This is a genomic window from Bacillus sp. ok061, assembly GCF_900108285.1.
Lineage (GTDB): Bacteria > Bacillota > Bacilli > Bacillales > Bacillaceae_G > Bacillus_A > Bacillus_A thuringiensis_S.
Window position 1 is genome coordinate 33,202 of record NZ_FNUW01000029.1, and the last position, 26,205, is coordinate 59,406.

Consider the following 26,205-nt stretch of genomic DNA (forward strand, 5'->3'; position numbering starts at 1 on the left):
ATTCTTAGCTGTTTTTTCTTTTTTGAACTTGTACAATAAATTCTTTTTCATATTTCTTACCATTTATATAGAAATTCCCCCACATTTTATACGTACCCTCGGCAGGAAATGTAATCCGGTATTGTAATTGCTCACCCGTATCCACAGGCATAGCGTATAAAAAGTTCTCCTTCGTTTCATCAACGATATAAAGTGACTCTACTTCTCCTCTCTCTGAATGTAATTTCAATTTTTCACCCTTTTTCGCTTGAAACTGAAATGTTAACGTAACTGGTTCATTCGGATGTAATGCGCCAAATAAAAGAGAAACTTCATACTCTCCTATTTTTTTTGTAAGTACACTGTCGATTGGAAATTTCACTTTTTTCTTATTGTTCTCCTCTTTCGTTCTACCAAAATCTTTCCTAGCGAATGACTCTACGGACTTATTTTTATCTTCGTATAAAAATATTGTATATTCTTCGTCTTTCGCTATTTTGGAAGATAACTTATATGACCCGTTCCCTGCAAATGTAGGTTTAATTTGTTGTATGTGTTTTAACTGTCCATCTACAATTACTGCCCGAATTTGATCATTTACACCACGAATTTCATTATTCTTTTTGTTTAACAACTGAAATACAATATCTACTTTCTCATTTCCCTTTCCAGTTGACACATCCCACTTTACTTCCTGAACATCTCCTACAGTCTCTTCGTTTTCTTGATATTTTTTTATGTAAAATCCTCCTGCCACAATAAGTACTAACGCAATAAGCCCAATGACAAGGTTTTTCAAAACATCACCTACCATTTTTATTGTCTCTGTTCATATAAAACTTCTTAAGCTATATATTCTAGATTATGATTTATGAAATCCTCCTATTTTGCACATATTACAAATAATAAAAAGATTTTAATTGAAAGGATTCGTAGTGTATAATGCAAATGATATTGATTTCTATCAATACATTATAAGGAGGACTTTTCATGAGTGTACATATCGAAGCAAAACAAGGCGAAATCGCTGAATCTATTCTATTACCAGGTGATCCATTACGTGCAAAATATATCGCTGAAACATTTCTAGAGAATGTTACTTGCTATAATAACGTACGTGGTATGTTAGGTTTTACTGGAACTTATAAAGGAAAACGTGTATCTGTTCAAGGTACAGGTATGGGTGTTCCTTCTATTTCTATTTATGTAAACGAATTAATCCAAAGCTACGGAGTTAAAAATTTAATTCGCGTTGGCACTTGCGGTGCAATTCAAAAAGATGTAAAAGTTCGTGATGTTATTATCGCAATGACGGCTTGTACTGATTCTAATATGAACCGTTTAACATTCCCAGGATTTGATTTCGCACCAGCTGCAAACTTTGATCTTTTAAAGAAAGCTTACGATGCTGGAACTGAAAAAGGATTACACGTTCGTGTCGGTAACGTTTTAACAGCAGATGTGTTTTATCGCGAAAGCATGGACATGGTTAAAAAACTTGGAGATTACGGTGTATTAGCAGTAGAAATGGAAACAACTGCTCTTTATACATTAGCAGCGAAATACGGTGTAAATGCATTATCTGTATTAACAGTTAGCGATCACATCTTCACTGGCGAAGAAACAACATCTGAAGAGCGTCAAACTACATTTAACGAAATGATTGAAATCGCTTTAGATGCAGCAATTCAACAATAATACACTAAAGAACTTGTCATACGTCTGGCGAGTTCTTTTTATGTGACTTTTTATAAATAACTATTTTATAAAGAGACAGATTTCTCCCCTCTACTTTATTGTAACGTTTGTTATAATAAAGTGAAACTTTAATCAGTGGGGTTTTTTTCCATCCTCCACTGATTATTAGTTGAACCAATCAGGCTTTTACGGACAGTTGATCTCCCACCTAACTCCCTTGTATTCGCCGAATTTTGAAGTGGGAGTCTTATTGCCTGTTAAAGCGGGATAAAGAAATCATTTACAGTATTTCTCATAAGAGGTGACGCAGTGAAAAACAGAAGTATCGTCTTTAAACTATTTTTATTAACATCAACTTTATTTACAATCATATTCCTACTTTTTTTCCTAGGACAATCTCTATTTTTAGAGAAATTTTATATTAATAAAAAAGTAAAAACAGTTCAAACTGCTTTTGAAAAATTCGTAGATAATTATGACAAAAGTGATAAAAGTTATGAGAAAGTTAGGAAACTAAAACAAGAATTTCATGATAAAACAAATGCCGATATGCAGTTTTTGGATTCTAACGGTATTATTAAAAGTGATAACAATTACTATATCGATGTATTTAATCCCAATAATAATAAACAGTATTCCATTCCACTCAATAACCTTTTAACACCAGAAGAATATAATAAATTCGAAAATTTAGGTTTAAAAAAAGATGTAATAATTAATGTTGATGGAGTCGTACAAGAGAATAATATAATTACACCACAAAAATTAGGAACGAATTATAATCAATGGCAAAACGAACATTTCTATTCGGATTTTCAGTCAATTAATGGTAATCCTTCTAAGAATAGACTTGCAAGCCGCTACAAATCTACAACTCGCATCGTCTTTACAGGTGTTATAACTAAGTTACAGCTCCCATCAAAAGCTGAGGTTCGTCTTGCAAATGATATTGAAACATTACAAGCCGTTCAATATTTTGCAGATATTATTAGAGATGGCACTTCTAACTCGAACCAATTAAACACTTTCATATTAGATGGCGGCGAAAATATAAAAAATAGTATCTTTGTAAAGCCGATTATAGAAAACGGAAAGATTACAGAATATGCTTTTGCGATAGCATCTTTACAACCCGTTAATGAAGCGATGCTAGTTTTAAAAGACTATTATGTTTATGCCTTAATCATCGTGTTTCTCGTTATTATTTTATTATCCTTCTACTACTCAAAAATCATTGTTAAGCCATTAATTAAAATGAATCGTGTTACAAAAAAAATGGCTAATTTTGATTTCAGCGAGAAATTACCTGTTACAGCCGACGATGAAATTGGTGGGCTTTCCGGCAGTATCAATACATTATCTGTAAATTTAAAAGATCGAATCGATCGATTAAATGTTGCCAATACAAAGTTACAACAAGACATTGAACGTGAACGTCAATTAGAGAAAACAAGAAAAGAATTCATTTCTGGCGTATCACACGAATTAAAAACACCACTGAGTGTAATTAGAAGTTTTGCAGAAGGTATTAAAGATGGTGTTAGTAAGGATACTTCGTATTATACTGATGTTATTTTAGAAGAAACAGAAAATATGAACAGGCTGATTGTTGAAATGTTAGAATTAGCAAAGTTAGAATCTGGTACTTACAAACTAGATATGACGACGTTCTCAATTGGTGAATTAACGCAACAAGTCTATACAAAATTATTATTTAGCATGGAAGAAAAGCATCTACAAGTGAACGTCGATGCAGACCCTTCTATACTTGTTAAAGCAAATCGTAGCCGTATTGAGCAAGTAGTTGTGAACTTACTAAGTAATGCAATCCGCTATACGCCGGATGGAGAAAAAATACAAGTCTCCATTATAGAAGCAGAAGATACCGTAAAAATCGAAATCGAAAATACAGGAAACCCTATCCCTGAAGAAAGTCTTGAAAAAATTTGGGATCGCTTCTATCGCTTGGATGCATCACGTAGCCGTCACACCGGAGGTACCGGTCTCGGATTATCTATTGTAAAAAACATTCTAGACCTCCATCATGCCGAGTACGGTGTGTATAATACGACTAACAGTGTTGTATTCTATTTCAATTTACAAAAAGTAAAAGAAGTCAAATAATTTGTCTTAATTTCACTAGGAGTTCACATGAAATTCACACTCTCCCTTTATAGTAAGAAACAAGTTAATCCTTTCCTTTACACATATAAAAGAGGAGAGTGCGTGAAATGAAACAAGCAGGACAACCTATTCAAAATGAAAAACAATTAGAAACTATCAAAAATATACTTTTACAATCTTCGAAACGTGATGGCTTATTATTCGTATTAGCTGTAAATTCTGGCTTAAAAGTAAGTGAAATCTTACAATTAAAAGTTAGTGATGTAATCGATGAAAATGAAAATGTTCGCCATTCCATTTTATTTTACAATGAAAAAGTGAAGAAACATAAATGGTTTGCTGTAAATGAAGACTTACAGCACGCAATCGAAGACTACATGAAAGAACGTAAAACTTGGAAACGTAATGAACCATTGTTAAAATCTCAAAAAGGAACAAAATCTATTACGAGACAACATGCATGGTACATTTTAAACAAAGCTGCAAAAGAAGTTGGATTAGAAGGGATTAGCTCACATACACTTCGAAAAACTTGGGGTTATTGTGCATACAAATCAGGTGTTGATATTGCATTTTTACAACACTTCTTTGATCACAGTACTCCATCAAAAACTTTAAAGTATATCGGTATTGCTTAATAACTCTTATACATAAAAAAGGTTACCATTTGAAAATTTGGTAACCTTTTTTATATTTCATATTCTCTTTTCTTGTCTCTCCTATACTGTAGTGGTACTCTAATAATAAGGGGGAGAAATTATGAACACACTTACAATTGAATTACCAAAAGAAACGGCTGAAAAACTTGATTTATTAAAACAAGCTTACGAAAAGAAAACAGGTGCTTCTATCTCTGAGAGCACTCTCGTGCAAACACTTATCTCAAAAGAATTTATCCAGGCGATAACTCCTTTTGATTTACAACAATTCGTCAACGGAAAAGAACAGCATTAATGCTGTTCTTTTTTTATCTCTATTTAAAATATACAAAGTTTTTTATATATTTTTAGAAAAACCATTGACAATGATAATGATAACCATTATCATTTATTATGAAGCCAACAATTGATGAATCAACCAAACGCTCAGTAACATTGTTACCCCTCTTTTTCATATAGAAAGGCACTGTACATTCCCCCTGTTTGTACAGTGCCTTTCTTGTTTATTATCATTCAAAAAAATTTAATTGCTCCGGCTTCGGCTCACCATATGTAATGTTCATCATTTTCATAAGCTGTTTCGCATTATCTGCTGCATCCCCACCTGAATTGTTGTTAAACAGTACGTATATATCCTTTGTTTTCTTTTTTAATTGCTCTAGTCGTTCAACCCATTCTCCCAGTTCTTTATTGTTGTAGCGATATAAACAACGGACCGCTCTCCAATTTTCCCCTTTATCAAGCCAACCATGAACATTTCGACCGTGAAAACGTATTAATGCCATGTTTGAATTCGTAACCTCTAATACGAGTGGCACAGAACCTATCCCAGCCTGTGGTTCATCACAAATTGTATGAACCCATTCCTCCTGTTCTAGAAACTGTAACGTCTTATCTCTCATTTCTGGATAAAACCATGTTTGATTTCGAAATTCTATTGCACATGGTAAACCTTCCATTTTTTCTTTCGTATATCGAAGAAAATCTACATTTTTCTTTTTGCAATCAAACCATGGTGGATATTGAAATAAAATTGTTTTTAATTTATTAGCTTCTATTAAAGGAAGAATAGACTGCTTATACACATCAAACATCTCATCAAACGTAGAAAAAGGAATTTCCCCTTTCATATGTCCTGTCATTCCTTGATACGCTTTTACGACAAAAGAAAAATCTTTCGGCGTTTCCATTGCCCATTTTATATAATTTCGTGCAGGTTGCATCGCGTAAAATGAACTATCCACTTCCACAATAGGAAAATACTCACTATATGTTCGTAATTTATTTCTATTTTCATAGGAATCTATGTATAAAGAATCATGATCTCCCCATCCTGTCACTCCAATGAACAGCACATATATTCCTCCCTTTTTAACTTTATCTTCTATTCACTCCCCAAACACTTTGGCTAATCAATTTCATTAAGTAGCCCTTTCTTTAAGAGTATCCTTATTAAAATATGATATACTATATGGAAGAATTTTTAAAATGAGGGGTTATTTATTTATGCTTCCAAACGATGCTACTGTATCTCATGAAAAACGAATTGAAGAACTAGAAAATAAAGTGCGTTTTTATGAAGAACTTGTAAATCAATTACCACATCATTTCACATACAAAAATCCACATATTGGTTTACAAATAAAGAAAACTAGAACAACTCATTCCATTCAAGAAATACCAAAAGAGAATAAAGAGGCTCATTTTCAACTTACTTGTGATTCATTATTTTTATTTGAACAACTTGAAAAACACTTTGTACATATTTTTGATGCCTTTTCACATCATGTAACCTTTGTCGATAGTAAAGGGAATATTACTTTATGTAATCAAGTTGCCGCAGATGATTTCGGTGTAATACGAAATGATATTATCGGAAAACCGATTCAACAATTACTAAACTTGCCGGAAGAAAAAATTAAAGCGATTGAAACATTAAGAACGGGAACAGAAATATATAATGAAGAAGTTTTAGACAAAAACTATGGCATTATAAACAACCGAATTATTCGCGATTATAACGGGGAGATTTTTAGGGTTATTAGTGTCTTTCATTATTTAAACACAGAGCGTGATGCAGAGAAGTTTTCGTTAGCAGGACGAATCGCAGCCGGAATTGCACACGAGGTACGAAACCCTCTTACGACAGTACGAGGATACTTACAATTTTTACAAGAAAGTGTTTCTCCATCAAATAAAGAGTTATTTAAAAGCTTACTTATCCCTGAATTAGATCGTGCAAATAGTATTATCACAAAATTTTTAGCCATTTCAAAAACACGTGAATTTACAAGAGAACCGTTTCCTATTAATACATTTTTATGCGACTATATTCAACAGTTACTAGCTAGTGAAGTCTTCTTGCATAACATTTCAATTGATTATAACTTTTCTAATGAATTAGATGATATTTTAGTCAATATTGATCGACATGAACTTGTTCAAGTATTTTTAAACCTATTTCAAAATGCCGTCGATGCTCAAGGCGAAAAGCCTCTTTCTATTCAAATCACTAGTTATCGCCTAGATAACTTCGTTCGGATTACTTTCACAGACAATGGAGTTGGTATTCCTCTAGCTATTCAAGAATATATCTTTGATCCATTCTTCTCAACGAAGGATTCGGGGACAGGACTAGGCTTATCAGTAACAAAAAAAATCATCCAAAATCATAACGGTACGCTCAAAATGACCAGTGCTCCAGACGGTACAACCTTCACTATTTCTATTCCGATTTTACCTAAAGTAAATCGTGAAGCAATTAACTTATAAAATGATAATGCTGTCCTATTAACTCCCTTTAATTGTTAAGCACACTCTAACAATTAAAGGGAGTTTTTTATGCTAATTTGATCTCTTTAAAACATATAGATTTTTCTCTACTTCTTTATTGTTCGTGTTAGGTAGGTAAACTTCTTATTTTTTGAGAAATAGTAGTTTGTCCATCACGAATTTAATTTAAATTTCATTTTAATATATAGTAACGACTATTTATTCTATAAAAGAAAGGAATGAAAAGATAAACAACAAAAATAAAGGGAAAGTATTTTATGGTAATGATTGTTGCGAAGTAAGAGCTTGTAGTTATATCAACATCTCTAAGTCCGAACTTAAATAATTTGTTAGACTTCTTCAAGCTCTCGGCCAAGCTATTCAAGCTGTCTTAGTTCAATATGGATCTGGTTCCTAGGTGGAGGCGCTACTGGACCAGCGGGTACTCCGATTCCGGTAATTATAGCTGCAATAGGAAACTCCAATGCTCAAACAATATCACCTGGAATGAATATCCAATTCAATCGAGTTTTTGAAATAAATAATATTAATTTTAATGACACTACAGATACTTTAACAGTTTTAGAAACAGGCGTATATGATATTAGTTTCTCGGCATCTACAACTTTCCCAGGCCCTTCACCGTTTGGATTCGGTATTTCATTCAATGGCCAACCACCTACTCGTAATTTTTCAACTAATGTTATCGGTAGTGCTGTTTCTTTCTCTACAATCGTTACTTTACAAGCTGGTACAACGATTTCTGTACAACCTACAGCAAATACTATTTCTATTCCTAACACGGGCGATACAACTGCGACACTATCTGTCTTCCGAATTTACTAACCACAATTTCCGATAATATTTTGGGAGGACTAAACACATTTATAAGTAATAGGTGTGATTTTGATTGTCTATTAAATCTCTCTTTTAATAAAAAGGAGCACTTGTTTGGGAGGATAAGTGCTCCTTCTTTACGTTTCTTTACCTCAAATTTACTCTATCTTAATCCTCATTTTGTATGATAAATAATGAAGTCAAAGATATGAAAGAGGGATGAAAAATGAGAGTTATGTCACCGATACGCATTTGGATTGCTCTTATGATATGCATTATTTTATGTGTAGGGTTTTTTTTAACTCTAAAATATTCTACTATTTCAAAAGCAGAGAGAAAAACAGTTCCATACACACTTTTGTATACGAAACAAAACAACATCCTTTATTCCAATTCCACAAATAATGAAAAAAAAGTTATAAAAGGAATGCTTATTACGAAAGCTTCTAGTTACGAAACTCTACTTCAAATTACTGAAACGATTAAAGATCAGTATACAAATAAAGGAATTGATGAAATCACGCTGTCTATCCATAATGAAAATAATGGTAGTTATGAAGAAGAATTACCATACGAACCGATTAGTAAAGGAACAATAATCATCACATACGATTCTCAATCCTTTGGCAGTACGAACATTACTCTTAATGAATAGTAGCATTTACCTCACTAATTATGAGCTCACTTCATTTTTCACATGAGAAAGAGGCGAATAACGAAATTCGCCTCTTTTTTTTACCATAACGATGGAATCCACTCTTTTACTTTATTAAACCACTCTTGCTGTTCTTTTTTCCTTTTTTGTTCTTCTTCTTGCCTTTTCTTTTCTTCTTCTTTTCTTCGCTTTTCTTCTTCAATTGTTTGCAATTGTTTTTTATAGTCCGCCTCAGATATTAACGACAATTGGAACGCTTTTTGGGCTGGGTTTGCATTTGCTTTTTTCATGATATCCCGGAACATCGTCGTTGTAATTTGGCTACCACCTGGAACATAATGCTCGCTATCTGTTTTGTCATATCCTACCCAAATTGCACCTACTAAATCTGGTGTGTATCCTACAAACCACGAGTCCTTTGCCCCTACGCTCGGGCCATTTACAAGTTGAGTAGTCCCTGTCTTCCCTGCTGTATCAACATTAGTAACTTTCGCTTTTCCACCTGTTCCCTTTTCTACAACACCTTTTAATAAATACGTCATCTTTTGAGCAATTTTCTCACTCGTCACTCGTGTCTCTTTCTTATACCATTTCCCTATTATTTCCCCTTCAGCATTTTGAACTTCTCTAATTGCATGAGCCTCTACTTGAACCCCATCATTAGCAAATGTACTATATGCTTGGGCCATTACAAATGGTGATGTCCCTACATGCATCCCACCTAAAGCAATTGGATACGTACGGTCTTCTGGTACTAACGGAATACCAAATCGCTCTAAAGATTTCAATCCTTTATCTAATCCTATTTGTTCTAATAGCCACACAGCGGAAACATTATACGACTTTGCTACCGCTTCATACATTGTCACATTACCATGAAAGGCCTGATCACTATTTTTCGGTTCATATTCTTTAATATGAAATGGTTCATCTTTTAATATATCGTATACTTCATACCCTTGTTCTAAAGCGGGTACATATACAGCTAGAGGCTTTAATGTTGAACCTGGCTGTCTTTTTAATTGCGTAGCATGATTAAATTGTAAAAACTGATATGGTCCTCTACCTCCAACTAAAGCTGGAACACCGCCTGTTTTTGGATTTATAAGGACTACACCCGTTTGCATAAGTTGATCTGAGCCACTATCTTTGAAATAACTATCATTATTCACAACATCTTCTACAGCTTGTTGTTTTTTCGGATCAAGCTCTGTATAAATACGATAACCACCTGCTAAAATTTCATTTTGTGTTAATTCATACTTATCCATCGCTTCTCTAACTATATAGTCTACATATTGGGAGTATTTACCTTTGTATTTATCATCAACCCCACGTTTTAATACAAGGCCTGACTCTTTTTCTTTATTGTATTGCTCTTCAGAAATATATCCCTGTTCCTTCATTAAACTTAATACGACATTACGTCGTTCAATTGATTTATTAAAGTTTTTATAAGGCGAATACGCAGACGGCGCTTTAATTAAACCTGCAATCGTTGCAGCTTCTGAAATTGATAAATCTTTTACCTCTTTATCAAAATAAGATTTAGCTGCCCTCTTTATTCCCCAAGCACCTTCCCCAAAATAAATTTGATTCATATACATTTCAATAATTTCATCTTTTGTATAAGTACGTTCTATTTTTTTGGTTAAAAAGTATTCCTTTATTTTACGAGAAAATGTACGATCTTGTGTCAGAAATACATTCTTTGCAAGCTGCTGTGTAATTGTACTTCCCCCTGCTACAACTTCTCCTGCTGTAATATTTTTAAAAACTGCACTTATAATTCCACTATAATAAATACCATGATGGTTAAAAAAACCCTTATCTTCTACTGCAACAACTGCCTGAACCATAATATCAGGAATATCTTTTCTTTTAACACCTTCTGTTTTCGAAGAAGCTAATTTAGTTGCGACCTCATTATTTGCATCATAAATTAAAGTCGGTTGTGGAACAGCTTGTTTTAATTCAGATATGTCTTGAATGGATATTATTATATTTATAGCAATAAATAGAGTAACGAGTACACTTCCCAATACAATTAATGAATTACGAAGTTTCTTCCTCTTATTGAACCACTCAAGCATTTTTTTAAAATGAGTGTTCTTCAATTTCATTCGTTCACTTCCTTCATTTATTTACACTCTTCTTTTTAAAAGGAAGAATATACCGCCTTTTAAATTTACTATAATAACGTAGTCATTCCTATAGTGTAAAGCTTTTCTTTTACATTCATACTTTTTGCAAGAAAAGGACATTCTACAAGTAAGATATTCACTATTGGATATTAATATTATTAATAGAACAACGAGAGTTATGTTAAGTTTTTGTAAACTTTTCGATAAAATGTTTTAAAAAACGACAGTTTTTTGTTAGAATTGATTAGCCAATATATTTTACATATATTACTTTTGTGGGGGTAACAATAATGGTCTTTAAATCAAAAAAAGATAAATTTTCTGAAATGTTAATGAATGTTTCCGAAAATTTAAAAGAAGGCGCGCAGTTTTTCGTGGAGTATAAAATTAAAAATGCTAGCGATTTAAAAGAGTTTTCTATGCGCATGAAAGAGTATGAGTCAAAAGGTGACTCATTTATTCACGAAATCATTATGGAGCTAAACAAAGCGTTTATTACTCCAATTGAACGTGAGGACATCCTACAACTTGCAATGAGTATGGATGATGTATTAGACGGATTAGATCACAGTGCTGGTCTGTTCGAAATGTATTCTATTACAGAAGCTGATGAATACATGATTAAATTCGTGGAAGCAATTAATCAATGTGCGATTGAGATTGCAAACTCTGTTGAACTACTGTCTAAAAAGAAGTTAGTCGACATTCGTACGAACGCGATTAAGATTAAGGATTACGAATCACAATGCGATGATATTCGTCGTCATGCGATTAAGCACTTATTCTCTCGTGAAAAAGATCCGATTAAGATTATTCAATTTAAAGAGATTTACGAAGAGCTTGAAGAAGTAGCTGATAGCTGTCAAAGCGTTGCAAACGTATTAGAAACAATTATTATGAAGAACGCGTAAGGAGTTTGATCATGGATACACTCTTGATACTGACCGTTTTAGTAGTCATTTGCGCTTTAGCTTTTGACTTTATCAATGGATTTCACGATACAGCAAACGCTATTGCAACGGCTGTTTCAACGAAAGCTCTAAAGCCTAGACATGCAATTATTATGGCAGCTATTATGAACTTTTTAGGTGCAATGACATTTACAGGTGTAGCAAAAACGATTACAAAAGATATCGTTGACCCATTTGCTTTACAAAATGGTTCTCTTGTAATTTTAGCTGCTTTGCTTGCGGCGATAGCATGGAACTTAATTACTTGGTACTACGGTATCCCAAGTAGTTCTTCGCATGCAATTATTGGCTCAATCGCAGGTGCAGCCATTGCTGCTGCTGGTATTAGCTCATTAAACCTTAAAGGATTCATTAAAATTCTTGAAGCTTTAATCATTTCACCAATTATCGCTTTCGTTATTGGTTATATCGTTTACAGTATTTTTAAAGTGGTCTTTAAAAACTTTAACTTAACGAAAACGAATAAAAACTTCCGTATATTCCAGATTTTCACTGCAGCATTACAAGCCTATACACACGGTACGAATGATGCACAAAAAGCAATGGGAATCATTACGATGGCTCTTATGGCTAATAACTATCATACTTCTAGCGATATCCCGTTCTGGGTACAATTATCTTGTGCTATCGCAATGGGGCTTGGTACTTCTGTCGGTGGATGGAAAATTATTAAAACTGTCGGTGGACAAATTATGAAAATTCGTCCTGTAAATGGTGTAGCTGCCGATTTATCATCATCACTTGTTATTTTCGGTGCAACATTCATTCACTTACCGGTTAGTACGACGCACGTTATCTCTTCTTCTATTTTAGGGGTTGGTGCTTCTCACCGTGTGAAAGGGGTAAAATGGGGAACTGCAAAACGTATGTTAATTACATGGGTTATTACACTTCCTATTTCAGCTTCTTTAGCTGCTCTGTTTTACTACCTATTACATTTTGTTTTCTAATCAAAAGTCGTCTTCCTTATTTTTCTAGGAAGACGACTTTTTTGTGAACAAGCCTATTTCTCATTAAAAAGCGTGTATAATAATTGGTGGATAAGTTATTTAGAGGAGTTGGCAATTTTGGAATACATCATGTTACTTTTCATCGGACTAATCGCCGGGACAGTCGGCAGCCTAGTTGGACTTGGAGGCGGAATTATTATTGTTCCGTTATTAATTGGATTACACAGTTTATCACCACAACTTGCAGTAGGGACTTCTATGGTAACAGTCGTTTTCACAGGACTATCTTCTACCCTTACTTACATGAAGCATAAGCGAGTAGATTATAAAAGCGGACTTATTTTATTTATCGGAAGCGGCCCTGGTGGTATTATCGGATCATGGGCAAATAAATTTTTAAACCAAGACACATTTTCTTTATACTTTGGGATTTTCCTTATATTCGTCTCAATTCTACTTATGCTTCGAGACAAATTAAAACCTCTTTCCCTCTCAAATACGTCTGTAATTAAGCGTTCTTTTACAGATAATGATGGAAATGCTGTACACTACCAATTCCCACCGTTTCTTGCTATCTTTATCGCCTTTATAGTTGGGTTTATATCTGGGTTATTTGGAATTGGTGGCGGTGCCTTACTTGTTCCAGCAATGATGCTTCTTTTTGCATTCCCAGCACATATTGCAGTAGCAACTTCAATGTTCATCGTATTTCTATCAGCAATTGTAAGTTCTGCAACTCACATCTCACTTAGAAATGTCAGCTGGATTTATGCATTAATCCTTATTCCTGGTGCATGGATCGGCGGAAAAATCGGGGCTTACATTAATACAAAACTGAGTGGTAACGCCGTAATTAATTTATTACGTATTACGTTAATTATTCTTGGAACTAGATTAATCATTATTTCTCTTTTATAACGTATTCTTTTTAGAATGCGTTTTTCTTATACACATGAATATAAAAATCCTCCGAGGAGAACAAATAAAATTAAACAAACACTTAATAACATATAATTTGAAATATGTACTTTCTTCAAGTTGACCACTCCTATAACTGCGACTGTTATCTTTATGATAGCGAAAAAATAGTTCACTTGCAGTTACAGAGTGCTAACAATGCAAAATCAATTATTACAAATTTTATCCTTATATTTCATTTCTTTGTATATTCTATCGATTTAATAAAAAAAGATGTCATATTGACATCTTTTTTAGTGAAGAAGTGACCATCCCATAAAGTCTTCATGTACTTGGCACGCCCTCTTATCGTTTCGATCATATAATTCAGCATAACTATCTGTTTCTTCATCATAAGCCATCGTATAAATAATTTGGCCGTCTACTTCAACGGATAAAACGACTCCACCTTTCATCTCTTCTACATGAATGATAGCATTCGCCGGAATTCTCATATCCGTCATTCTCATCGCATCTAACAATATACTAAACCCCCTACAGCGTATTCATTGCTAGTACTATTACACACTAAATAGTATACTACTGTAATAGCATACATTTCGTCAATGAAATTGCTGTTGAAATAGCATATTGTCTATATACATATACGCTAAAATAGAAGAAATAGAAACATATTAATGGGGGGCTAACATTGATTCTACACAAAGGAGATGTACTATTCGGTCAAGGCGAGGACGGTCCTTTATACTTTATAAAAACAGGCTTATTAAAAGTAGTTCGGCTAGAAGAAGACGGAACACCATTTTTATTCAACATTATCGTTCCAGGTGAAACGATACCTCATCATTCTTTAATTTCACCGAAAGAATATCACGGTACAGCTATCGCTTTAATAAAGACAGAAGTGGAACCGATCACTAGTAGTGAATGGTACGAGAGACTTCAAGCAAATCCCGAATCGTATGCCAACATCGCTATGCAATTGCAATCTAAATTAAGAATGATGCAACAACGAATTGATCAATTGACAACTGTCTCTCCGAAAGAACGTCTTCATCGTTTACAAGAATGGTTCACATTATATTTAGGTGACATTCCTATATATGAAATATTAACACAAACTGAAATTGGTCAACTGATAGGCATACGCCGTGAAACAGTTAACCGTTTATTACGAGAACAAATAAAAAACGAGGTAAAATAAATACCTCGTTTTTTTGTTTATTCTCATCCGTCTTATTGTAAGCTTGTTGCTGGGCCGAAAAATTCATAATGAATATGCTCTTGTTTCACACCTAAATCAGTTAGTGAAGCATTTATATGTTTCATAAATGCTACTGGACCACAGAAATAAAATTCTGCTTCAGTTGTCGGAATAATAGTTTTTAACCATTCGCTTTCAACGAAACCTTCTTTATCAAAGTTCTTCATTTCTAAATCTTTTTCAGTCGGTGCAGAATAACAAGTATATGCTTTAACTTGTTCATATTCATTTTCTACTGCCTTAACGTGTTCTTTCATTGCATGTGTATTACTATTTATTGCTGCATGAATAAAATATACATTACGTTTTGAATCTTGTTCAATTAACGTATTTAACATACTCATCATCGGTGTAATCCCTACTCCACCACTAATTAGTACAACTGGTAATGTTGAATCCATATTTAACACGAAATCACCCGCTGGTGCACTTACTGGTAAAACATCTCCTTCTTTTACATGTTCATGTAAGTAATTAGACACTTTACCGTCTGGTGTATCTACACCTTTTTCTTTCTTTACACTAATACGATAATATTCTTTCCCAAGTGCATCGGATAAACTGTATTGACGATTATGTGTATATGTCTCACCTTCAATATTGATTTGAACCGTTACATATTGACCTGGGATGAATGAAGAAACTTTCCCTCCATCTTCAGGTTTCAAATAAAATGACGTAATAACATCGCTTTCCTTCACTTTTTTAACAATCACAAAGTTGCGGAAGTCTTTCCATCCACCTTCTTTATGTGCAGCTTCTTCATACATCTCTGCTTCAATGCTAATAAATGCATCAGCAATGACACCATATGCTTCTCCCCATGCATTTAAAACTTCATCAGGTGCACCTGCGACCTCTTTAATGGCACGTAGTAAACATGTACCTACAATCGGATAATGCTCAGCTTTAATACCTAAACTTCTATGCTTATGACCAATTTGTTTTACAACTGGAATAATTGCTTCTAAATTATCAATGTACGTTGCAGCTGCATAAACAGCATTCGCTAACGCTTGTTGTTGTCTTCCCTTTTTCTGATTCGTATGGTTGAAAATATTCAATAACTCCGGATGTTCTGAAAATAAAATTTGATAAAATCTCGTTGTAATTTCAACGCCTTTTTCTTGTAATAATGGTACTGTTGACTTTACGATTTCAATTGTTTTTGCACTTAACATTGTATCCCACTCCTCTATTTCCTTAACTGTTTTTAGTTTAACTGAATCTTATAATGCAGATTGTGATTTTAATCACTATTAACACGTTGTTTTTGTGAATAATATATGAACATTGTACTTACAAAAGAAAATAAGCTAACTAGAATTCTAGCTAGCTTATTATTTTGTTTGTATAGCTTGTTCAATTACTTTTATATCTTTCCCCTCGCCAAACTCTGTATACCCCCAGATATTCGTTTCACCCCTATATTTATTTACGATAATATCCAAGTCATGATATACACGGTGGGCATACACTACATACTCAATATTTTGAAGTTCCACACCTTTTTTTACAATTTCATAGCTTCTATTTACATCGCGTTTTATTTTTTCATTATTTATTTCCGTATGTATATTTTTTAAAGATGGTTCTTGTTGTTGAAACCATTGCTTAAATTGATTCCAATCCCCGTCTGTATAATTCTCTGCTTTACCGTAATTTAAGAAATTATTATAGCTTTCATGTGTCATTCGAATAAAATCTAGAACTTTTGTCTCTTCTTGCACATCTTCTACTTGAGCTATTGTATTTACCTCAGCAGGCTTATTCGCATAATGTAACAGCACTTTCATAAGACTGTAACTCGCAATGATCATTACGATAATAATCCCGAATACACGTAACAATTTCTTCATATACAGAACTCCTTCTCTACTAAAGATATTACAATGTATGGCTATACTTGTAACATTCTCTCGTAGAAATATACTTCCTGTATAAATTCTTCCTATCATTTCGACAATATTTTTCTATACATTTCTCGTTGGCAAATGTTCTTGTAAAACAATATATCCTTCATAAGCTGTGTAACCGAGTATAGCCATTAATCCGATATAACAAGCAAATACTGTCCATTTCGTTTTCGCATCCACTTTATAATAGTTTTCTTGTTGTTCCTTTTCTATTTTCCATTCATTTAATTTTCTTTCTGACGCTTCAAATGCTTCCCTTATGTGAATTGTATACTCATCTTTTTCATCTTCATATGGAACATAATCTAACGGTTCGAACTTCGGTAAAAGATACTCTAACACTTCCATTTTTTGAAGTTCACCTATTTGTAACTCTTTTTCCCGTTCTCTTTGTCTTAATGCATTCATCTCATGGTGCATCATGTATATAGTCCGATGTACAGCACCCGTTTCTTTTAATTCCTCTTCAAGCCTAGCAACATATTCTTTCATCCCATCAATTTTATGCCCTAATTCCTTAATCGGCTCATCTCTCTTTATCACTCTATATAATTCCATACAACCGATAATAACAATAAATCCTCCCAAAATACTTTTAAAGTAAATTGAATAGCCAAGTAATAAAATAAGGCCTGCTCCCCAAATTTTAGTGCTGACAACTGAAATAATTCGCCCACCATCTAGCGGCGAAACGGGAATTAAATTAAAGAAATTAATCATACTTCCAAGCAAAATAACAAGCGCCCAAAATGGTTCTTTCGTCATTATGTAAAGCGGTATCGCTGGTAAAAATGACAGAAGTCCGAAAAGCGGACCCATATAGGCAATGTAAGCTTCATCTTTTGCATTTTTCGGCATCTCTTTCATTCCAATAAGAGCCCCCATAAATGGGATAAAGATTGCTGGCGATGTTGGGATCCCTTTTCTTTTCGCAGCCCATAAATGGCCCATTTCATGAACAAACAACAAATAAATGAGCGCCACCCCAAATTTCCAACCATATAGAACTGCGTATGCGCCAAGCGATAGAAACATACTAAATACCGTTGAAAACTTTGCTAATTTAAAAATTGCAAATACCCACTTTAACTTAGACAGTAAAAATAATCCTATGGCAACAATAATTCCCCATAATCCTTTTTTATTATTTTTCATCTCTCTCTCCTTTAACCCCCTGTAACGAGTCATACAAGCTCATCAAAAATTATTCTCCTCTTTATTATGACATATTTTTTTCTATTGTTAGAAATAATGTTTATTTAATCCATTTTTAGCCAAAAATATAAATAAAGGAGGTATATACGAATGAATTTACAATCTCTCATAATAAGTGTTTTATCCTTTTTAGCTTCAACTCTTATTTTTTATACAGTGAGCTATGTATTATTATTAGATTGGTTGCCAAATCACTTACTTATCACTCTTATCATTCTTTCCGCTCTTATGATTTCATTTCTTATTACACGAAAATCAATGAATGAGCCATCTGCAAAAGCAAAATAATAGAGAGGGTGTTCTTCTCCCCTCTCTATTATCATTTCCTAGGAAAGGCTATATAGAATTTACAATTCAGTTACAGCCAATAAGGGCCTTACCCCAAAATTCAGTCGAAACAACGAAGTTAAGTGAGAGTCAACGCCGAATTGGCAAAAACTATTAATCAATGAGAAATGAGCAGCCCCCGCCGATTAAATTCTCACTTTATCTTTGGAAATTCATTTTTTCACCATACTCTTTAACGATTTGAATTATATTTTGAAACACACCTATTTTTTCTTTTTCACTGTTTAATATTTTTAAATCATACTTTTCGTAATATGTTTCTAATGATTTTAATTGTGATTCTGAAGCGCCTTTTACCTGCACAGTAGCATGCAATTCATATTGCTTATACCCTTCCTTTACTTTTTCACCTAAAATCATTTCACTCTCTTTTGCTCCAATTAATTTTTGAACTTTTTCTGGGAAAGTGAGTTGCAAATAATATTCTTGTTCCTTCACTAACTTGTTGTATAGTGATTGTGAAATCGTATACCGTACCATATAATTCACGTTTTGATCGCCTGCTTTAATATGAAACGCGGTAATCTGCAAATCTTTTTTTGTTACCTCCGTTAAAGGACCTACCTGCATCTCATCTTCTTTTTGTTCTGAAACATTTGGAAATATACCCAAAAGCTTTTCCGTATCTTTTTCATTCAACATATACATAACTTTCTTATATTGCACCCATCCTCGTCTATCTTCTCCCCTTAACCATGCATAATAAGTTTCTTTTTTCCCCTCTCTACTAATTTGTATTTCATATTCAGGTTCACCGAAGCTTCCAGTTATTTCTTGTTTCTCAGCTTTATCCAAAATGTCTATTACTAACTTCGCTTCTGATTCCTGCAACTTTTTCTCTTTATGTTTTTTTTGTATAACGGTTACCCCTATTGTTTCTTTCACTTCATTCACCGTCTCTTCTACTTTTTTTGTTTCTTGTTTTTGCTCAGCTTGACCACAAGCTGCTAGTAACATAACAAATAACAACAATACATATTTCCCTTTCAAATTAATCCTCCTTTTACGATAAGAAATTCTTATAATCTTCATACATAAAACAAAAACGTGACATCCTATTAAATAAGTTATACTAATCATTGAAAGGAGGTCTTTATCATGTCCATTAATTTTCATGATGCAAATAATAAATACACATACGCAACAAGAAACGCCCATATTTCTTGGGCTGAAATGGTAAAAAACATTACAGACATACAAAACAAGCAAATAATTGATATTGGCTGCGGTGGCGGGATTTATACGAAAGAACTTGCTCTTATGGGAGCCAAAAATGTTGTGGGACTTGATTTTTCAAAAGAAATATTACAAGCTGCAAAAGAAAATTGCAACAATTTCCCAAATGTTTCTTTCATCCACGGTGATGCACATAATATCCCATACCCTAATGAAACATTCGACATAGTTATTTCGCGCGCAGTTATTCATCATTTACAAGACATTCCTACATTTTTATGTGAAGCTTCTCGTATATTAAATAAAAACGGTGTACTTATTTTACAAGATCGAACGATTGAAGATTGTACAGTTCCAGGAAGTCCCGAACACATTCGTGGATACTTTTTCTCTATATTTCCAAAACTCATTGAAATAGAGTCAAAAAGACGTCCAAAAACCAACACGATACAGAAAGAATTACAAAAACATTCTCTTCACGTGCTTCCCACACAAACACAATGGGAAGTACGAAAAATACATGATTCTGTAGAAGCATTGCTACAAGATTTATCTCCTCGAACAGGTCGATCCATTCTATATGAGTTAACAGATGATGAACTTTCTCAACTTCTACAACATATACAGACCGCATTACAAAACGTTTCTCCTATTATTGAAAGAGATCGATGGACAATTTGGAGCGCCATGAAGTTGTAAGGAAGGAAGCCTCACAAAATAATGTGAGGCTTCCTTTCTTTCATAATCTAATTTTGCAACACTCTTGATATCCTCCACTTCTGGCCTGTGCACTTCCACACTTCGGACATACTAAATATCTAGACTGATTTGTCAACAAACTACCTTTTTGAAAGAGTAAAACTTCTGCTTGTTTAAACGAACGCGAATAATATAACCACATAAAACCAATTATAGCAATAATGCCAAATAATACTCCCATCGCAAGCATTTCAGTCACCTCTTTTGGTTTGTTCTTTCCAGCAAGTGGATTGTTGTAATATTCTCTGTAAATTCAAATAATCCCTTCTTTACTCCTATAAATATCAACTTTCTCTATAAATTTTACAATTCTCCACAAATTTTTACTCCCATTTTACAATTCATTATTCCTTTTGCAACAACGAATATTACTTTCGATATTTCTGTATATAAATATATCTTTCAAAAAACATATTGACTTTCTAAAAAAAACATGCAACAATACTGTCAGAATACTTGAATAAAAATTCATTGACGAGAACGAGTACGTTATAGAACTGTTCCCCAGAGAGTTGGCGATTTGCTGAAAGCCAACGTTCAGTGCGTAACCGAAAATCATCTCCGAGAAGTAGAACCGAATGTTACAGTAAGTTCTTACCGGCCGTCCCCCGTTACAAGGAACACGTATCATGTTGTACGTTGCAAAGCCGTATACATATAGATTTATTTCTACATGTGTAAATTAGGGTGGTATCGCGGGTAAATATAACTCGTCCCTTTCTTTAGGGACGAGTTTTTTGTGTTCTTACAAATGAATTTAAAAAAGGAGGAAAAACAATGAACACTGTATCAAAAAAACATATTTTTTTCACGGGTCTTATGCTATTTTCTTTATTTTTTGGGGCAGGTAATTTAATTTTCCCTCCCATGCTCGGACAAAACGCAGGTGAAAACTTTTGGCCAGCAATGATTGGATTTTTACTAACAGGAGTTGGCTTACCACTACTTACTGTTATCGCAATTTCTCTATCAGGAAATGGGATGCAGCAACTTGCAAGTCATGTTCATCCATTATTCGGAATTTTCTTTACAGTAGTTGTATACATTGCCATCGGTCCATCCATGGGCATCCCACGTGTTGCAAATGTTGCTTATGAAATGGGTGTTAGTTCTTTCTTACCAGAAACAATCCGCTCTAGCAGCCTAGTGCTATTTGTATATACAATCATATTCTTCACTATCGTATTTTGGCTGAGTTTAAATCCATCTAAACTTGTCGATCGTATTGGAAATATATTAACACCTATTTTATTACTCTCAATTTTCTTATTGTTTGTTAAAAGTGTCTTTACACCACTTGGGCAATCAGGACCAGCTATGCAAGAGTATCAAACTTCTCCAATCTTCAAAGGTTTTATGGAAGGGTACTTAACAATGGACACCATTTCAGCACTTGCATTTGGAATTATCGTTGTAAATGCAATTCGCTCTAAAGGTGTGAATGATCGTAAGTCCATTGCTATCGCCACAGCAAAAGCAGGGCTTATTGCCGCTACAGGACTCGTACTTGTATATGGTGCACTCGGCTGGCTTGGGACAACTAGTGTCTCTCTCGGATATGCAAAAAATGGTGGACAGCTACTTACTGTTATCGTACAACAATTATTCGGCCCATACGGTTTGCTCCTATTATCTCTTATCGTTACACTCGCTTGTTTAACGACATGCGTTGGACTCGTATCTGCGTGCAGCCAATATTTTTCAACATTATTGACTACATTTTCATACAAAACATTCGCGAGTATCATTTGCGCATTAGGATTATTAGTTGCCAACTTAGGTTTAACCAAAATTATCGCAATCTCTGTTCCAATTCTACTTGTTGTGTATCCAATTGCGATTGTACTCGTACTACTATCATTACTTCATAAATACTTCGGTGGATATCGCTCTGTTTATGTAGGTGCTTTAATCGGAGCAGCTGTAGTGAGCGTATTTGATGGATTAAAACAAGGTGGTATTTCAGTTTCATTCATCACACCATATTTTGAATTTATCCCTTTATATAATGAAGGAATCGGTTGGCTAATACCAGCATTAGCAGGAGCTCTTATTGGCCTTGCAATCGCTATGTTAAGCGGTACGAAAAAAGTTCCATTACTAACCGAATCTAACGAAGTAAAAGCCTCCTAAAAAAACTCCCAAAAGGGAGTTTTTTTACATTTGATAAGCAGTATGATTAAAACTGCTTATTTTATAAGCTTTCGTATAATATTCAATATTCGTATCAACTGTTTCTACCTTGACAACATCATAGTGCTCTTCTTGCTTTACTAAAAATAAATAGTATTCCTCTGTTGCCTCAATAATCGCAACTTTATCTGTTTCAACATTATATTGTTCACAAAGTGCTTGTAATGCGTTCACATACTCCCCTAATTTTTTAGACTTATCCATTCCGAATATAGTTTGAACTAACATATACATTCTCCCCTTTATATGTACTGTTAACACCTTAATGATAACGCTTACATTTTTTATCGTCAATAAAAACATTCAATGGTTTTAACGCCAAATCTATATTGTAGCGAGCCAATAATCAACGGGGGATGAACAAAACCCCCACTGATTAAAGTTTCACTTTATCACTTCGTTAATTGATGCCTAAATGCATAAATAACTGCCTGAGTACGATCACTTACATTCAATTTATTTAATATATTACTCACATGTGTCTTTACCGTTTTCAGTGCAATAAATAACTCATCCGCAATCTCTTGATTACTTTTCCCCTCTGCAATTAATAACAAAATCTCAAACTCTCTTTCAGTTAAGTCATCATGCAAAGGTTGCTCTTTCTTTTGACGCATACGGGACATCATTTTCCCGGTAACTTTCGGCTCTAATACCGTTTCTCCATCATAAGTAGCTCGTACAGCATCTGCAATATCACTTGCTTTTGATGTTTTTAATAAATAACTAGTCGCCCCAGCCTCAATAACAGGATACAATTTTTCGTCATCTAAAAAGCTTGTTACAACTACAATTTTTGCTTCTGGCCATTCTTGAATAATAGCACGTGTTGCTTCGACACCATCCATCTCATCCATAACAAGGTCCATTAAAATAATATCCGGTCTTAATTGCAGTGCTAATTCTGATCCTTTTTTTCCATTTTCAGCTTCCCCGACCACTTCAATATCTGGTTGTGTAGATAAATATGCCGATACACCCATACGAACCATTTCATGATCATCGACAAGCAATACTTTTATCATACTTCTCCCCCTCTCTCAAGCATAATCGGTACTTTCACTTCTATTTGTGTACCTTTGGCCGGGAAACTCAGTACCTTGAGTGTCCCACCAATTTCATGAACACGCTCTTGCATCGATCTTAAGCCATAGGAACCGGCTTTATTAACGCCTACTTCAAACCCAACACCGTCATCAATGATTTTTAAAATCGCATATTGATCAATTTTTCGAAGGCGCACTTCTGTTTTCTTTGCCTTCGCGTGTCGCAACGTATTTGATAGCGCTTCTTGCACAATACGGAATAAATGATCTTCTACACCTTTTTTTAATTCTATTGGCTCAATAAGCCATTCAATTTTCATATGTTGTTTTCGCGATAATTCCGTTAATAATTCCTCTATACCTTCTGTCAGTTTCTTACCTTCCAATTGTACAGGACGTAAATGAAGGAGCAATGCTCTCATTTCTGATTGAGCATTTACAACCATATTTTCAACAAGTTGTAATTGTTTTTTTGTCACATCTGGAAATTCAGTTATTTGTTCATTAATCGCTGACATCATCATCGACATTGCGAAAAGCTGCTGACTTACTGAATCATGCAACTCCCTTGCTAAGCGATGCCTTTCTTGAGAAATCGCTTCTTGTCTCATCTCTTCATTCCAATGAGCTCGTTCATTCGTTACTTTTTGAAAGAGTCCAGCTTGCTCCTCTAATCGACGAGCCAGAACGATTACTTTTCGTTCCACTTCATGAAATTCATCATCCGCAGTAAACGAAACATCACTCGGAAAATTCCCTCGCTCTACTTCAAATAGAAAAGTATTTAATCCTTGTATACGCTGCTCTATATAGTAACCGATTGCATATCCTACAATTCCCCCGATAAGTAAACTTGTAGTCATAATAAACAAGCCAATTGGAACAGAAGCGATGGATTCCTTCCATAATAAATCATACACTTGTTGCTCGCTTTTCCATACATATACAATTGTACAAATGAGTGCGATACTAACAGAGGACAACATAGAATAACGAATATACATCCACGAAATATTTTTTTGTTTCTTCATTATACTTTCCTCACTTCCGTGTCGCCTACGACAAGCGAAGAAATAATTTTAATACGACGAGGAGCCTCTTTATACTGCTCTGTTCTAAATGTAACATTGCGGTTAAACCCTGTCTCTTCATGACCTGGCAAGAGCACACGGCCGACAATAACAGAATGATTTAAAGAAAGTTCAATATCATATGGCACATATAAACGAATATTACCAACGACACCTCGAATAACAATTACTGTTTCTCCTTCTGGAATCATAGCAGTTGTTAAATCTATTTCCACATCACAAGCACCATATTGAACATTAATATCCTCAAGTTCATAAATATGATCCATCATTCGTACATTGCCTACAAACATATTTTTCAAATATGGTTCTGTACGATATATTTGCTTCTCTTCGTCTATAATCCCTTTTTCTTTAATTTCAACCTTCATTGCTTTTTGCTGATGTCCTTGTTGAATCAATTGATAACCAATTAAAGCTAAACAAGCAAATACGACAAGAACAAATGCTGCTGATGAAAATAAGAAAAATAAAAATACGATACCACCAACAAATAAAAATACATTTCCCCGTACATAACGATTCTTTTTACGATAATGCCTTCCAAACATAAGCATAATAAATGCAAAAATGAGACCACCTGGTTCAAAATGTCCAAGTATCATATCAAGAAAAAGACCGAATCCAAATATGATGAGGAGCATCCCCATTAATTGTGTCTTTGAAAAATGTTTCTTCACTTCAGCTCCCCCCCTTCTTGTCACATATACATAGAAGAAAAGGCATTGCTTTCCAACACCTTTTCTCCTATCACTATATCATAAGCCTGTTTTATAATATACTACTATTATTTTGTTAACTCTTTCGTTAACGATACATCATTCTTTTCTTTCATTTCACGCTCAAGTTTTGCAATTTTCATATCAAATGTGTCACGCTCATGCTCTTCATTCATACGAGTTTCTAAGTCACGAATGTGATCTTCAATTTCTTCAAATCGTAAGAACGGATTATTTTCATCCATTTTATGCATCGCAGTATTCATCCGACGATTTGCATGTGCCATATTTTCACGTGCCATTAGTTCCATACGCTTTGCGTGCATTTCTTTTAATTTATTTTTCATTTCAGAAAGACGACGCTCTAACTCATCGATTTGCTCTACAACACCTGCATACATTTCTTCTAATCGAGTTACTTGCCCTTCATAATAAGCTACCTCTTCTAACGCACGTTCGTGCAATTGTAATTCGTCTGCTTCTTGAGCAATGATAGCTTGCTTTGATCTTTTATTAACGAAATAACGTGCTTGCTCAAGCTCACGAGCGAAGTTAGATTTTAATGTTTTATGACGCTCAATTAACTTCTCAATTTTTGTTATTTCACGCTCACTATCACGTAAATATTGGTTTAACATCGCAATTGGATTTTTTCTTTCCTTCTCATCTAACACGTTATGAAAATCAGCTAAAATTGCATCGCGTACACGTCCGAATAAAGATTGTTTCATTATAAATCTTCCTCTCTTCTACTTTATTTATAATTTGATT

Annotated in this window: 27 protein-coding genes, 1 pseudogene and 1 other annotated feature; of the genes and pseudogenes, 14 read left to right on the forward strand and 14 right to left on the reverse strand. The window is 34.1% G+C overall.

The genetic code is table 11. The features are described 5' to 3' along the window. Positions 1–4: 4 nt before the first annotated feature. Positions 5–793: a hypothetical protein gene (locus C4S65_RS27135; RefSeq protein WP_098222675.1), complete on the reverse strand. Its 789-nt coding sequence runs from the start codon at positions 791–793 to the stop codon at positions 5–7. A 176-nt stretch (positions 794–969) separates the two neighbouring features. On the opposite strand from C4S65_RS27135, the gene deoD reads away from it, so the two are divergent. From deoD to C4S65_RS27160, 4 genes are all read left to right on the forward strand, one after another. Further along, complete coding sequence (deoD, locus tag C4S65_RS27140) at positions 970–1,677, forward strand: purine-nucleoside phosphorylase (protein ID WP_098838531.1); 708 nt, start codon at positions 970–972, stop codon at positions 1,675–1,677. Positions 1,678–1,986: 309 nt separating this feature from the next. Then, complete coding sequence (locus C4S65_RS27150) at positions 1,987–3,801, forward strand: ATP-binding protein (protein WP_000797506.1); 1,815 nt, start codon at positions 1,987–1,989, stop codon at positions 3,799–3,801. Positions 3,802–3,908: 107 nt separating this feature from the next. Further along, complete coding sequence (locus C4S65_RS27155; protein WP_000806236.1) at positions 3,909–4,439, forward strand: tyrosine-type recombinase/integrase; 531 nt, start codon at positions 3,909–3,911, stop codon at positions 4,437–4,439. Between the two features lie 121 nt (positions 4,440–4,560). Beyond that, positions 4,561–4,755 (forward strand): DUF3924 domain-containing protein, encoded by a 195-nt coding sequence (locus tag C4S65_RS27160; RefSeq protein ID WP_001094860.1) that lies wholly within the window; start codon positions 4,561–4,563, stop codon positions 4,753–4,755. Positions 4,756–4,969: 214 nt separating this feature from the next. Here C4S65_RS27160 and C4S65_RS27165 read toward each other — a convergent pair whose 3' ends face one another. Further along, positions 4,970–5,815 (reverse strand): DUF72 domain-containing protein, encoded by an 846-nt coding sequence (locus C4S65_RS27165; protein ID WP_061666709.1) that lies wholly within the window; start codon positions 5,813–5,815, stop codon positions 4,970–4,972. A gap of 151 nt (positions 5,816–5,966) precedes the next feature. On the opposite strand from C4S65_RS27165, the gene C4S65_RS27170 reads away from it, so the two are divergent. From C4S65_RS27170 to C4S65_RS27180, 3 genes and pseudogenes are all read left to right on the forward strand, one after another. After that, positions 5,967–7,232 (forward strand): ATP-binding protein, encoded by a 1,266-nt coding sequence (locus tag C4S65_RS27170; protein WP_061666710.1) that lies wholly within the window; start codon positions 5,967–5,969, stop codon positions 7,230–7,232. A 247-nt stretch (positions 7,233–7,479) separates the two neighbouring features. After that, positions 7,480–8,078: pseudogene (locus C4S65_RS27175) on the forward strand (Gly-Xaa-Xaa repeat protein). Between the two features lie 217 nt (positions 8,079–8,295). After that, on the forward strand, positions 8,296–8,724 hold the full coding sequence (locus C4S65_RS27180) for a hypothetical protein (RefSeq protein ID WP_001265586.1): 429 nt from the start codon (positions 8,296–8,298) through the stop codon (positions 8,722–8,724). 80 nt (positions 8,725–8,804) lie between these two features. Here the strand turns inward: C4S65_RS27180 and C4S65_RS27185 are convergent, their stop codons facing one another. Next, positions 8,805–10,847: a PBP1A family penicillin-binding protein gene (locus C4S65_RS27185; RefSeq protein ID WP_061666712.1), complete on the reverse strand. Its 2,043-nt coding sequence runs from the start codon at positions 10,845–10,847 to the stop codon at positions 8,805–8,807. Between the two features lie 311 nt (positions 10,848–11,158). Between C4S65_RS27185 and C4S65_RS27190 the strand changes: the two genes are divergently transcribed. From C4S65_RS27190 to C4S65_RS27200, 3 genes are all read left to right on the forward strand, one after another. Further along, complete coding sequence (locus tag C4S65_RS27190; RefSeq protein ID WP_000231445.1) at positions 11,159–11,779, forward strand: DUF47 domain-containing protein; 621 nt, start codon at positions 11,159–11,161, stop codon at positions 11,777–11,779. A gap of 11 nt (positions 11,780–11,790) precedes the next feature. Beyond that, positions 11,791–12,789, forward strand: a complete 999-nt coding sequence (locus C4S65_RS27195; protein ID WP_000380276.1) for an inorganic phosphate transporter — start codon at positions 11,791–11,793, stop codon at positions 12,787–12,789. Between the two features lie 117 nt (positions 12,790–12,906). Further along, positions 12,907–13,707 (forward strand): sulfite exporter TauE/SafE family protein, encoded by an 801-nt coding sequence (locus C4S65_RS27200; RefSeq protein WP_098838529.1) that lies wholly within the window; start codon positions 12,907–12,909, stop codon positions 13,705–13,707. A gap of 293 nt (positions 13,708–14,000) precedes the next feature. Here C4S65_RS27200 and C4S65_RS27210 read toward each other — a convergent pair whose 3' ends face one another. Then, positions 14,001–14,228 (reverse strand): hypothetical protein, encoded by a 228-nt coding sequence (locus tag C4S65_RS27210; RefSeq protein WP_000883009.1) that lies wholly within the window; start codon positions 14,226–14,228, stop codon positions 14,001–14,003. A gap of 170 nt (positions 14,229–14,398) precedes the next feature. Here C4S65_RS27210 and C4S65_RS27215 point away from each other — a divergent pair, with 170 nt between their 5' ends. Next, on the forward strand, positions 14,399–14,911 hold the full coding sequence (locus tag C4S65_RS27215) for a Crp/Fnr family transcriptional regulator (protein ID WP_098838528.1): 513 nt from the start codon (positions 14,399–14,401) through the stop codon (positions 14,909–14,911). 32 nt (positions 14,912–14,943) lie between these two features. On the opposite strand, the gene hmpA is transcribed toward C4S65_RS27215, so the two are convergent. The 3 genes from hmpA to C4S65_RS27230 all read right to left on the reverse strand — a co-directional run bounded on the left by hmpA (position 14,944) and on the right by C4S65_RS27230 (position 18,042). Continuing rightward, positions 14,944–16,152: an NO-inducible flavohemoprotein gene (hmpA, locus tag C4S65_RS27220; protein WP_061666713.1), complete on the reverse strand. Its 1,209-nt coding sequence runs from the start codon at positions 16,150–16,152 to the stop codon at positions 14,944–14,946. Between the two features lie 159 nt (positions 16,153–16,311). Beyond that, on the reverse strand, positions 16,312–16,830 hold the full coding sequence (locus C4S65_RS27225; RefSeq protein WP_098838527.1) for a hypothetical protein: 519 nt from the start codon (positions 16,828–16,830) through the stop codon (positions 16,312–16,314). Between the two features lie 114 nt (positions 16,831–16,944). After that, positions 16,945–18,042: a site-2 protease family protein gene (locus C4S65_RS27230; protein WP_061666714.1), complete on the reverse strand. Its 1,098-nt coding sequence runs from the start codon at positions 18,040–18,042 to the stop codon at positions 16,945–16,947. A gap of 150 nt (positions 18,043–18,192) precedes the next feature. Here C4S65_RS27230 and C4S65_RS27235 point away from each other — a divergent pair, with 150 nt between their 5' ends. Continuing rightward, positions 18,193–18,390: a hypothetical protein gene (locus C4S65_RS27235; RefSeq protein ID WP_001053359.1), complete on the forward strand. Its 198-nt coding sequence runs from the start codon at positions 18,193–18,195 to the stop codon at positions 18,388–18,390. A 198-nt stretch (positions 18,391–18,588) separates the two neighbouring features. On the opposite strand, the gene C4S65_RS27240 is transcribed toward C4S65_RS27235, so the two are convergent. Beyond that, the gene (locus C4S65_RS27240) at positions 18,589–19,440 is read right to left on the reverse strand and encodes a hypothetical protein (protein WP_061666715.1); all 852 of its coding nucleotides are present in this window, start codon (positions 19,438–19,440) and stop codon (positions 18,589–18,591) included. 108 nt (positions 19,441–19,548) lie between these two features. On the opposite strand from C4S65_RS27240, the gene C4S65_RS27245 reads away from it, so the two are divergent. Beyond that, positions 19,549–20,325 (forward strand): class I SAM-dependent methyltransferase, encoded by a 777-nt coding sequence (locus tag C4S65_RS27245; RefSeq protein WP_098515926.1) that lies wholly within the window; start codon positions 19,549–19,551, stop codon positions 20,323–20,325. 40 nt (positions 20,326–20,365) lie between these two features. Here the strand turns inward: C4S65_RS27245 and C4S65_RS27250 are convergent, their stop codons facing one another. Continuing rightward, entirely contained in the window at positions 20,366–20,575 is a 210-nt protein-coding gene (locus tag C4S65_RS27250; protein ID WP_000880630.1) for a hypothetical protein, read from the reverse strand. 272 nt (positions 20,576–20,847) lie between these two features. Beyond that, positions 20,848–21,106, forward strand: a binding site (T-box leader). 56 nt (positions 21,107–21,162) lie between these two features. On the opposite strand from C4S65_RS27250, the gene brnQ reads away from it, so the two are divergent. Beyond that, a complete protein-coding gene (gene brnQ / locus C4S65_RS27255) occupies positions 21,163–22,518 on the forward strand; it encodes a branched-chain amino acid transport system II carrier protein (protein ID WP_001099172.1) in 1,356 nt (451 codons plus the stop codon). A gap of 24 nt (positions 22,519–22,542) precedes the next feature. Here the strand turns inward: brnQ and C4S65_RS27260 are convergent, their stop codons facing one another. The 5 genes from C4S65_RS27260 to C4S65_RS27280 form a co-directional block, all read right to left on the reverse strand. Further along, positions 22,543–22,881, reverse strand: coding sequence for a DUF3992 domain-containing protein (locus C4S65_RS27260; RefSeq protein WP_141551098.1), 339 nt, complete (start codon positions 22,879–22,881; stop codon positions 22,543–22,545). An 89-nt stretch (positions 22,882–22,970) separates the two neighbouring features. Then, positions 22,971–23,603: a response regulator transcription factor gene (locus tag C4S65_RS27265; RefSeq protein WP_000598701.1), complete on the reverse strand. Its 633-nt coding sequence runs from the start codon at positions 23,601–23,603 to the stop codon at positions 22,971–22,973. Next, on the reverse strand, positions 23,600–24,655 hold the full coding sequence (locus C4S65_RS27270; protein WP_000744327.1) for a sensor histidine kinase: 1,056 nt from the start codon (positions 24,653–24,655) through the stop codon (positions 23,600–23,602). The genes C4S65_RS27265 and C4S65_RS27270 overlap by 4 nt, the downstream gene beginning before the upstream one ends. Next, positions 24,655–25,395 carry a cell wall-active antibiotics response protein LiaF gene (liaF, locus tag C4S65_RS27275; RefSeq protein ID WP_000716094.1) on the reverse strand — a complete coding sequence of 247 codons (741 nt, stop codon included), beginning with the start codon at positions 25,393–25,395 and terminating at the stop codon, positions 24,655–24,657. Before liaF ends, C4S65_RS27270 begins: the two co-directional genes overlap by 1 nt. Before the next feature lie 107 nt (positions 25,396–25,502). Beyond that, positions 25,503–26,165, reverse strand: a complete 663-nt coding sequence (locus tag C4S65_RS27280; RefSeq protein WP_000814124.1) for a PspA/IM30 family protein — start codon at positions 26,163–26,165, stop codon at positions 25,503–25,505. Positions 26,166–26,205: the final 40 nt, after the last annotated feature.

Bases quoted from the DNA above. Each gene is read 5' to 3' on its own strand.
- C4S65_RS27195 (WP_000380276.1), top strand. From the start codon at position 11,791: ATGGATACACTCTTGATACTGACCGTTTTAGTAGTCATTTGCGCTTTA.
- hmpA (WP_061666713.1), bottom strand. From the start codon at position 16,152: ATGTTAAGTGCAAAAACAATTGAAATCGTAAAGTCAACAGTACCATTA.
- C4S65_RS27155 (WP_000806236.1), top strand. From the start codon at position 3,909: ATGAAACAAGCAGGACAACCTATTCAAAATGAAAAACAATTAGAAACT.
- C4S65_RS27190 (WP_000231445.1), top strand. From the start codon at position 11,159: ATGGTCTTTAAATCAAAAAAAGATAAATTTTCTGAAATGTTAATGAAT.
- C4S65_RS27260 (WP_141551098.1), bottom strand. From the start codon at position 22,881: ATGTTTTTATTGACGATAAAAAATGTAAGCGTTATCATTAAGGTGTTA.
- C4S65_RS27280 (WP_000814124.1), bottom strand. From the start codon at position 26,165: ATGAAACAATCTTTATTCGGACGTGTACGCGATGCAATTTTAGCTGAT.
- brnQ (WP_001099172.1), top strand. From the start codon at position 21,163: ATGAACACTGTATCAAAAAAACATATTTTTTTCACGGGTCTTATGCTA.
- C4S65_RS27230 (WP_061666714.1), bottom strand. From the start codon at position 18,042: ATGAAAAATAATAAAAAAGGATTATGGGGAATTATTGTTGCCATAGGA.
- C4S65_RS27160 (WP_001094860.1), top strand. From the start codon at position 4,561: ATGAACACACTTACAATTGAATTACCAAAAGAAACGGCTGAAAAACTT.
- C4S65_RS27185 (WP_061666712.1), bottom strand. From the start codon at position 10,847: ATGAAATTGAAGAACACTCATTTTAAAAAAATGCTTGAGTGGTTCAAT.
- C4S65_RS27170 (WP_061666710.1), top strand. From the start codon at position 5,967: ATGCTTCCAAACGATGCTACTGTATCTCATGAAAAACGAATTGAAGAA.
- C4S65_RS27250 (WP_000880630.1), bottom strand. From the start codon at position 20,575: ATGCTTGCGATGGGAGTATTATTTGGCATTATTGCTATAATTGGTTTT.
- deoD (WP_098838531.1), top strand. From the start codon at position 970: ATGAGTGTACATATCGAAGCAAAACAAGGCGAAATCGCTGAATCTATT.
- C4S65_RS27270 (WP_000744327.1), bottom strand. From the start codon at position 24,655: ATGAAGAAACAAAAAAATATTTCGTGGATGTATATTCGTTATTCTATG.
- C4S65_RS27180 (WP_001265586.1), top strand. From the start codon at position 8,296: ATGAGAGTTATGTCACCGATACGCATTTGGATTGCTCTTATGATATGC.
- C4S65_RS27135 (WP_098222675.1), bottom strand. From the start codon at position 793: ATGGTAGGTGATGTTTTGAAAAACCTTGTCATTGGGCTTATTGCGTTA.
- C4S65_RS27265 (WP_000598701.1), bottom strand. From the start codon at position 23,603: ATGATAAAAGTATTGCTTGTCGATGATCATGAAATGGTTCGTATGGGT.
- C4S65_RS27235 (WP_001053359.1), top strand. From the start codon at position 18,193: ATGAATTTACAATCTCTCATAATAAGTGTTTTATCCTTTTTAGCTTCA.
- C4S65_RS27225 (WP_098838527.1), bottom strand. From the start codon at position 16,830: ATGAAGAAATTGTTACGTGTATTCGGGATTATTATCGTAATGATCATT.
- C4S65_RS27245 (WP_098515926.1), top strand. From the start codon at position 19,549: ATGTCCATTAATTTTCATGATGCAAATAATAAATACACATACGCAACA.